This is a genomic window from Streptomyces sp. NPDC001903, assembly GCF_042891345.1.
Taxonomy (GTDB): domain Bacteria; phylum Actinomycetota; class Actinomycetes; order Streptomycetales; family Streptomycetaceae; genus Streptomyces.
Genome location: NZ_JBIASZ010000027.1, coordinates 92,043 through 100,366 on the forward strand (window position 1 = coordinate 92,043; position 8,324 = coordinate 100,366).

The following is an 8,324-nucleotide window of genomic DNA, read 5'->3' on the forward strand; positions in this document are numbered from 1 at the left end:
CATGCCCCGCCCGTCACGGCCCGGCCGTTCCGCTCACGGCACGGGTCCGAGCGCGGTGGGGGCCGGGGGTGTGGTCAGGAGGGTGCGGAGGTCGATGACGCGGTAGCCGCGGGTGCTGATCGCTTCGAGGATCCGCGGCAGGGCTTGGGCGTCGAGCACCTCTGTGCGGCCCTCGGGGGCGCCGATGTGCATCTGGAGGATCGCCCCCGGGCGCAGGGCGTCCAGGGCCCTGCTGACCGCCCGGTCCACGGTCATGCCGCCTTCGGTGCCCATCCATCCGTTGGTGTCCTGGGTGAACTCGATGTCCGCGAAGCCGAGTGCGTTGACCTCCGTGATGTGCTCGGGGGCGGTCTCGCCGTAGGGGAACCGGAAGTAGGGGGTGAGGGCCGCGCCGGCGCCGGCCGTGCGCAGGGCCCGGTCGGCGGCCCGGACCTCGTCGCGTCGTCCCGTGGCGGTGAGGTCCTTGAAGTAGGGGTGGCTGTAGGAGTGGTTGCCCAGCCCGTGTCCCGCGGCCGCGATGTGCCTGACGGCCTCGGGGTGCCGGTCGGCGAAGTCGCCGGTGAGGAAGAACGTGGCCGGGGCGTGCCGGCGGGCGAGCTCGTCGAGGACGGGGTCCAGGCCGGCGTCGTTCCACGCCGCGTTGAAGGTCACCGCGACCACCGGCGCGGCCGTGCGGATCGCGCGGTTCTCCGATGCGAACAGGGACCGCAGGCCCTCCTGGTCCGTGGCTGCCACCGGACGCGGCGGCGCGGCCCCGGCCGCCGTGGCCGGGGGCCTGGGTGCCACCAGCCAAAGGACGGCGAACAGCCCGGCGAGCCCTCTCAGGAGCCGGCGGTGCGCAGCGGGGCGTACGGGGGCGAAAGCGCGTGTCTCCATGGCACTGCCATCGGCCCGCCGGGACCCGCCCTTGAGCCCGCACCGGTCGCGGGGCTCCCGACGGCCGGTGCGGGGTTCAGCGCGCAGTGAGACGTGGAACGGCCTCGGTGACGGTGTCGAACCGCATCGTGGTGCGGGACGGCGCGTCGTACCGGTCCCAGCGCGGCATGGCCGGGTGGTTGGGGTCGCCGGTGCGGACGAAGGCGATCCACGCCGCGTGCACGGTCCTGGCGAGCCCGTCCCTGATCCTCGTGTCCATTCCCGCCAGGAACGGCGCGTGCGACCACTTGTCGAAGTTGTCGAAGACGAACGGCAGCTCCAGGCAGTGCGGTGCGCCCAGGCGTCCGTCGTGCGCGGGGGTGGGGAAGGCGAACTCGTACGCCCATACCGGGCGGCCCCGTACCGCCCGCTCTTCCGCGAACGCCAGGGTGGGCTTCCTGAACAGCTCGTCGGTGCTCAGGTCGATGAGTACGTCGACCGGCCGTGCGCCCGGGCGGGCGGCCTCGTACGCCGCGTACGCCTCGGCCGCGCCGTCGCCGAAGCTGTCCCGCGCCCGGCGGAGCACCTGCTCCTTCGTCGCCGACCGGTACGTCTCGCCCAGCGCGAAGGTGAACGCGGACTCCTCCCCGGTCCAGCCGACGAGGACGTCGATGTCCGCGCCCGGGCCGTCGAGCAGGTTCAGGGCGGGTTGCCGCGCCGCCGTCGCGCCGTCGAGCACCGGCATGAACGGAGCGGTCCAGTGCCCCCACTCCGTGGTCGCCGCGAGGAGTCCGGCCGTGGCCTCGACCAGGCGCGGCCACGCGGTCGCCCGCAGTTCCTCCTCGTCCTTGACGCCGAGGATGTCCAGAAAGGCGGCGGTGCGGGCCAGGGACTCGGCGCGCGTGGCGAGGGGCATGGCGAGCGGGACGCTCTGGAGGATGGCCCGGTGGAAGAGCCGTTCGCCGGCGTGTCCCGCGAGCGCCGCGGTCGACAGCGCTCCGGCCGACTGGCCGGCGACGGTGACGTCGTCGGGGTCACCGCCGAAGGCGGAGATGTTGTCCCGGACCCAGCGCAGCGCGGCGAGTTGGTCCGTGAGCCAGAGGTTGCCGCCCCCGGCGCCGCCGTCCGACGTGAAGGACAGCAGGCCGAGGGGTCCGAGCCGGTAGTTGAGGTTCACCACCACCAGGTCGCCGCCCCGCGCGAAGGTCTCGCCGGAGTAGTTGGGCATCGCCCCGGAGCCGGAGATGAAGGCGCCGCCGTGGATCCAGACCAGGACGGGCCGGCGCGCGTCATCGGTGCCGGGCGTCCAGACGTTGAGCGTCAGGCAGTCCTCGTCGAAGGGCGGGAGGCCATGGCCGCCCAGGACCGGGTCGCCCTCGCGGACGGCCTGAGGCGCGCTGGGACCGTGCTCCGTCGCGTCGAGGGTGCCGCTCCATCCGGGATGCGGCTGTGCGGGGCGCCACCGGAGGGGGCCGACGGGGGGCGCCGCGTACGGCACGCCCTTGAACACGGCCAGGCCGTCTTCGGCGACTCCGCGGATCGGGCCCGAGCGGGTGTTCACGACGGGCGCGGTGCGGTTCTGGGTGAAACCCATCCAATGCGTCCTTCCAGACCGGGAGCGGGGCTCTTGGGGCCATCAAAATATTGCGCTCTAGTGTCGATCGTCAATATTATTCGATCCCTGGTGAGTGTGGAGGGTGGACGCATGGCGACGTGGCGCATCGGAACGACGACGATCCACAAGGTGCTGGAGGTGGAACAGCGGGTCCTCCTCACAGAGGCCTTGCGGACGGACGACACGGCACTCCTGAAGAGGTATCCGTGGCCCGCCCCCGGATTCAGCGGGGTGGACGGCAGCTTCCTGCTCTCCGTCCACGGCCTGGTCGTCGACACCGGGACGCGCCGGATCCTCGTCGACACGTGCGTGGGCAACGCGCGGGCATCGGTGCCCTTCCTGCGCATGCTGGACACGGCGTGGCTCGAAGACCTCGCCGCCCTCGGCCACCCTCCGGAATCGATCGACACGGTGGTGTGCACCCACCTCCACTTCGACCACATCGGGTGGAACACGCGACTGGTGGAGGGGAAGTGGGTGCCGACCTTCCCTCGTGCACGTCACCTGGTCACCCGCGTGGAATGGGACCACTGGGCGGACGCGCAGGAGACGAACCTCCACGACACGATGCAGCCTCTGATCGACGCGGGCCTCGTCGATCTCGTCGCAACCGACCACCGGGTGTGCGACGGCGTACGCCTGGAGGCCGCCCCCGGACACACCCCCGGCCAGGTCGCGGTCGTGGTCGAGTCCGGCGGGGACCGTGCCGTCATCACCGGTGACCTCGTACACCACCCGGTGCAGTTCATCGAACCCGACGTGGCCGGCCTCGCCGACACCGACGCCGCGCAGGCCGCCGCCACCCGGCGGGCGTTCGTCGAGCGGTACGCCGACACCGGGACCCTCGTGATCGGCACGCACTTCCCCGCTCCCACGGCCGGCCTGCTCCGGCGCGGCGGTGACGGGGCCGTGCGGTTCGTCGCGGACGGCCTACGCTGAACCGTGGACTTCCGCCAGCTGACGTACTTCCTCGCCATCGTGGACCACGGTGGCTTCAACCGCGCGGCCGCGGCGCTCTACGTATCGCAGCCCTCCCTGTCGCAGGCCATCCAGACCCTGGAACGGGACCTGGACGGCAGCCTGTTCCACCGGATCGGCCGGAGGGCGGTCCTGACCGAGGCCGGAACCGCACTCGTTCCCCGGGCGCGGGAAGCCCTGCACGCGCTGGAGCTGGCCAGGGCCAGCGTCGGATCCGTCCGCGAACTGCGCGGCGGGCGCCTGGAGATGGCCACGATGGCCTCGCCCACCATCGAACCCCTCAGCACCATGGTCCAGCGCTTCACCGAGCGCTTTCCCGCGGTGTCGGTCAGCCTGCGCGTGGCCCTCACCCCCGAGGCCGTGATCGAGACGGTGCGCACCGGGGGATGCGAACTCGGGCTGCTGGTCACCTCGACGCCGCTGTCGAGCCGGGACGTCGTCCCGCACCACGTCGGAGACGACCGGCTCGTCCTGGTCACCCCGCCGGACGGCCCCTTTCCACCCGGGCGGGCGGTACACGCCGAGCAGCTCGCAGGGCACCGGCTGATCGTGGGGCAGCGGGGCACCGGGATCCGCGCCTACGTCGACGACCTGACGGCCCAGGGCATCGACGTCCGCATCGCGGTGGAGACCGAACACCGCATGGCCTTCCTGCCCCTGGTGCTCGAGGGAGTCGGACTCGCGGTCGTGACGGGGTCCTGGGCCGGCCTGGCCGAGCGGTCCGGCGCCCTCGTCCTCGACCTGGAACCGGCCCGCATCCAGCACAACGTCCTGGTCAGCCGCAAGGGGCAGCTGACACCCGCAGCCGGCGCCTTCCTGGAGACCGCCGCCCCACCGGCCCATAGGGCGGGCCTATGAGTCACATCGGCGATACGTGTTGGACCCGGCCGACCCCCGATTGCTGGAATGCGAACCATGACGAACCACAGCATCGCCCTCATCCCCGGTGACGGCATCGGCACCGAAGTCCTCCCGGCGGCGCGCGAGGTCCTCGACACCGTCGGAACGCGCCACGGCATCACGTTCACCTACGAGCAGTACGACTGGTCCTGCGAGCGCTACCTCCGCCACGGATCGATGATGCCCGAGGACGGACTGGAGCAGCTCCGCCGTCATGACGCGATCCTCCTCGGCGCCGTCGGCTATCCGGGCGTACCGGACCACGTCTCCCTGTGGGGACTGCTCATCCCGATCCGCCGGGCCTTCAGCCAGTACGTCAACCTCCGCCCCATCCGGGTGTTCGACGGCCTTCCCAGCCCCGTCCGCGCCGCCGTGCCCGGTGAGGTGGACTTCGTGGTCGTCCGGGAGAACACCGAAGGCGAGTACAGCGAGATCGGCGGTCGGATGAACCGCGGGTTCCCCGAGGAAATGGCCGTGCAGCAGGCGGTGTTCACCCGGGCGGGAGTGACCAGGCTCCTCGACTTCGCCTTCGGCCTCGCGGAACGGCGCGGCGGCCCCCTCACGTCGGCGACGAAGTCCAACGGGATCGTGCACACCATGCCGTTCTGGGACGAGCTGGTGGCCGAGCGCGGCGCCGCGCACCCCTGCGTCGAGTGGAACCAGGAGCACATCGACGCGCTGGCGGCCAAGTTCGTACTCGACCCCGCACGCTTCGACGTCGTCGTCGCGTCCAACCTCTTCGGGGACATCCTCAGCGACCTGGCGGCGGCGGTCGCCGGCGGCATCGGCATCGCGCCGTCCGCCAACCTCAACCCGCCGGGCGAGTACCCCTCGATGTTCGAGCCGGTCCACGGATCGGCCCCCGACATCGCCGGGCAGGGCATCGCCAATCCGATCGGCGCGATCTGGTCGGCCGCCATGATGCTCGACCATCTCGGCCACCCCGGGCCCGCGGCCGAGATCACCGACGCCATCGCCCGCGTCCTGGCCACCACCGCGGTGCGCACGCGCGACCTCGGAGGCTCCGCCTCCACCGCAGAGTTCACGTCCGCCCTCCTCCAGCACCTCTGAGGCGGATCGCGCCGACCGGACCGGGGCGGCGCAGTGGCTAACCGGCGGCGGTGCCGCTGTCCGCGGCCACGCGGAAGCCGATGTTGCCGGTGGAGCTGTCCGGCGTGTTGGAGCTGCGGGCCGCGACGCGGTAGCGATTGCAGTACGAGTCGTGGCAGAGGTAGGAGCCGCCGCGCATCACACGGCTGGTTTCGGGGGCGAACCAGTCGGCGCACCATTCCCATACGTTCCCGACGGCGTTGTACAGACCGAAGCCGTTGGGGCGGAAGGACTTCGCCGGCGCCGTGCCCTCGTAGCCGTCCTCCGCGGTGTTGAGGGTCGGGAAGTCGCCCCGCCAGATGTTGCACATGTGCCGCCCGCCGGGCGCGAGTTCGTCCCCCCACGGGTACCGCCGCCGCTCCAGCCCGCCGCGGGCCGCGTACTCCCATTCGGCCTCGGTGGGCAGGCGCGTGCCGGACCAGGCGCAGTACGCCTGGGCGTCGTTCCAGGAGACGTGGACGACGGGGTGGTTCTGGCGCGCCGCGAAGGACGAACCGGCGCCCTCGGGGTGCCGCCAGCCGGCGCCGGGGACGGCCCGCCACCAGGGGACGGCCGCGACCGGCGGCGACACGGCGGCGACGTCCTCGGTCAGGAAGCCGCCGAAGACGAAGGAGAAACCGAAGTGTTCGGCCTCGGTGACGTGGCCGGTGGCCTTGACGAAGGCGGCGAACTGGGCGTTGGTGACCGTCGTGGGCGCGATGCGGAACGGGTCCACGGCGACCTCGCGCACCGGCCCTTCGCCGTCGGCCGGAAAGGAGTCCGGATCCTCGGTACCCATGAGGAAGCGGCCGCCCGGCAGGTCGATCAGCCGGCGGGCGGCGCGCGGTGCGGCGGCCACGGGCGGACGTGGCGCGAGGGAGAGCGCGACGGCGGTGGCGTCACCGTGTCCGGGGGTGCAGCAGGAGAGCATGACGGCTCCGTCGGGGTGCGTGGAGGGGGAGGAGCGGGTGCCCCGCGGGTGATGCCGCGGGGCACCCGAGCGGCCGGCGCTAAGCGGTGCGGTCGGCGGCGAGTTGCGCCGCCAGGGCGGGGATGCCCAGGTTCTGCTCGTCGGCCGGGGTGGCCTGGTACAGCTGGTTGGTCAGCTGGTGGGGGTCGCCCGCCAGGTCGTAGTACTCGCGGAACTTCACCTGCCCCGTGCCCGACACGGTGCCGTTCCCGTCGGTGGTGAGGTCGTAGTACTCCGTGTACTGCTTGTTCTGGGACACGTACGAGGCCCAGGTGGGCGGGCCGCCCGCGGCCGTGCCCTGCTTCCACCACTCCACGAGCAGGTGGTCGCGGCTGTACGAGGAGAGCAGGGAGCGGCCGTCCACCGAGTGGGTGGGGGTGATGCCGGCCGCGTCGAGGACCGTGGGGGCGATGTCGATGTTCGCGGTGATGCGGCTGTCGGTGGTTCCCGCGCCCAGGCCGCCGGCCGGCCAGGAGAGGTAGAACGGCACCTCGTGCGCCGGGCGGTAGGGCACCGACTTCTTGGTCCATCCGTGGTCGGCCCAGGTGAAGCCGTTGTCCGCGATGTAGATGACCAAGGTGTTCTCGAGCTGGCCGAGAGCCTGCAGTTTGTTCTTGAGCGCCTGGACCGTGTCGTCCACGGAGAGCAGGGTGCGCAGCTGTTCCGCACGGATCTGCTTGCCGTCGGCCAGTGTCCCGGTCGCGTTCCGGATGTAGGCCGGTTTGTCGCTGCGGTCGCTCTCCGGGACGGAGGGCCTGCCGTCCCAGTCCGGGACGGCCGTGCCGGCGTACTTGGCCTCGGGGGTGCGCGGGCCGTGGGAGGCGTACGGGGTGACGTACGCGAACCAGGGCCGGGTGTCGGCCGCCGCCTTGTCGAGGAAGTTCAGCGTGCGGTTCTTGATGATGTTGGTGGTGTATCCGTTGATCGTCTGGACCGTGCCGTTGACGTTCCACTGCGCGTCGACGTAGCCCGGCTGGAGCAGGGCGAACTCTTCGAAGTGCGGCGGATTGTCGGACAGGGTCCAGGAGTTGAGCCACTTGCCGAACAGGCCGGTGCGGTAGCCGACCTGCTTGAGGTACCGGGGCAGCGTGGTGCTCTGGTCGAGCTGGTACGAGGCCTTGTTGTTGCGGACGCCGTGGTGGTGGGCGTAGCGGCCGGTGAGGACCGACGAGCGGGAAGGTGCGCAGAGCGGGGTGGTGACGTGCCCGTTGGTGAACTTGACGCCCTGGTCGGCCAGCCAGGCCGTGGTCTTCGGCAGCGCCCATTCCGTGTGCTTGGGCTGGTCGTCCGTGACGATGAGCAGGATGTTGGGGCGGGCCGCGGCAGCGGCGGGGGAGGCGGCCGCCACCTGGGCGATGGCCGGAACCGCCGCCGCGGCCGCGGCGGCCGCCGTGCCGGCGAGGAATCCGCGGCGGCTCACCCGCGGTCTGCTGTTGTCGCTCATGGGATGTCTTCTCCTGGTTCCGCAGCTCGTACGGGTACGGCAGGGCGACTGCCGTGAAGGGGGAAGAGAGACGGGCATCGCGCATCGGGCATCGACCGGCCGGCCCCCGAGGGGGCGGGCCGGTACGCAGATGCCAGGTGGGGATCCCGTGCGAAGAGGCGAGGCGTGACTACCGTCGCGCTCGGGCGATCGGACACAGCGCGCTCGCCAGCCTGCCCAGATCGAGGTGGCGGCGCGCGGTGAGAAGGCTTCCAGCTGCCATGCCGATGAGATTAGGGGCGGTGGAGAAGCCGGTCCATGTACGGCATGTGAAGAGTGCAACTCGGCCTGGACGGCGTGGTGTTGGCCGGACGGACCGGCCGGTGACCGCTCGTCCGATCAGCTCTTGACCAGGAGGCCGCGGGTGCGCAGGACCCGGCGTTCGATGGGGCTGAAGATGAGGAGGTCGATGGCGATGCCGACGACGAGGATGA

Annotated in this window: 7 protein-coding genes and 1 pseudogene; 3 read left to right on the plus strand and 5 right to left on the minus strand. The window is 71.7% G+C overall.

Features of this window, described 5'->3' with window-relative positions:
- Positions 1 to 33 precede the first annotated feature (33 nt).
- Both ACFYZS_RS37475 and ACFYZS_RS37480 read right to left on the minus strand, forming a co-directional pair.
- Positions 34 to 876, minus strand: coding sequence for a polysaccharide deacetylase family protein (locus ACFYZS_RS37475; protein ID WP_389023127.1), 843 nt, complete (start codon positions 874 to 876; stop codon positions 34 to 36).
- A 76-nt stretch (positions 877 to 952) separates the two neighbouring features.
- Positions 953 to 2,449, minus strand: coding sequence for a carboxylesterase/lipase family protein (locus tag ACFYZS_RS37480; RefSeq protein ID WP_389023130.1), 1,497 nt, complete (start codon positions 2,447 to 2,449; stop codon positions 953 to 955).
- A 111-nt stretch (positions 2,450 to 2,560) separates the two neighbouring features.
- On the opposite strand from ACFYZS_RS37480, the gene ACFYZS_RS37485 reads away from it, so the two are divergent.
- The 3 genes from ACFYZS_RS37485 to ACFYZS_RS37495 are packed head-to-tail and all read left to right on the plus strand — an operon-like array spanning position 2,561 to position 5,419.
- A complete protein-coding gene (locus ACFYZS_RS37485; protein ID WP_389023133.1) occupies positions 2,561 to 3,409 on the plus strand; it encodes an MBL fold metallo-hydrolase in 849 nt (282 codons plus the stop codon).
- 3 nt (positions 3,410 to 3,412) lie between these two features.
- Positions 3,413 to 4,306, plus strand: coding sequence for a LysR family transcriptional regulator (locus ACFYZS_RS37490; RefSeq protein WP_389023136.1), 894 nt, complete (start codon positions 3,413 to 3,415; stop codon positions 4,304 to 4,306).
- Positions 4,307 to 4,363: 57 nt separating this feature from the next.
- A complete protein-coding gene (locus ACFYZS_RS37495) occupies positions 4,364 to 5,419 on the plus strand; it encodes a tartrate dehydrogenase (RefSeq protein ID WP_389023139.1) in 1,056 nt (351 codons plus the stop codon).
- Between the two features lie 37 nt (positions 5,420 to 5,456).
- Here ACFYZS_RS37495 and ACFYZS_RS37500 read toward each other — a convergent pair whose 3' ends face one another.
- The 3 genes and pseudogenes from ACFYZS_RS37500 to ACFYZS_RS37510 form a co-directional block, all read right to left on the minus strand.
- Positions 5,457 to 6,368 carry a formylglycine-generating enzyme family protein gene (locus ACFYZS_RS37500; RefSeq protein WP_389023142.1) on the minus strand — a complete coding sequence of 304 codons (912 nt, stop codon included), beginning with the start codon at positions 6,366 to 6,368 and terminating at the stop codon, positions 5,457 to 5,459.
- A 79-nt stretch (positions 6,369 to 6,447) separates the two neighbouring features.
- Positions 6,448 to 7,851 (minus strand): sulfatase, encoded by a 1,404-nt coding sequence (locus tag ACFYZS_RS37505; protein WP_389023145.1) that lies wholly within the window; start codon positions 7,849 to 7,851, stop codon positions 6,448 to 6,450.
- A gap of 378 nt (positions 7,852 to 8,229) precedes the next feature.
- A pseudogene (locus tag ACFYZS_RS37510) lies at positions 8,230 to 8,324 on the minus strand (ABC transporter permease); the annotation flags it as partial.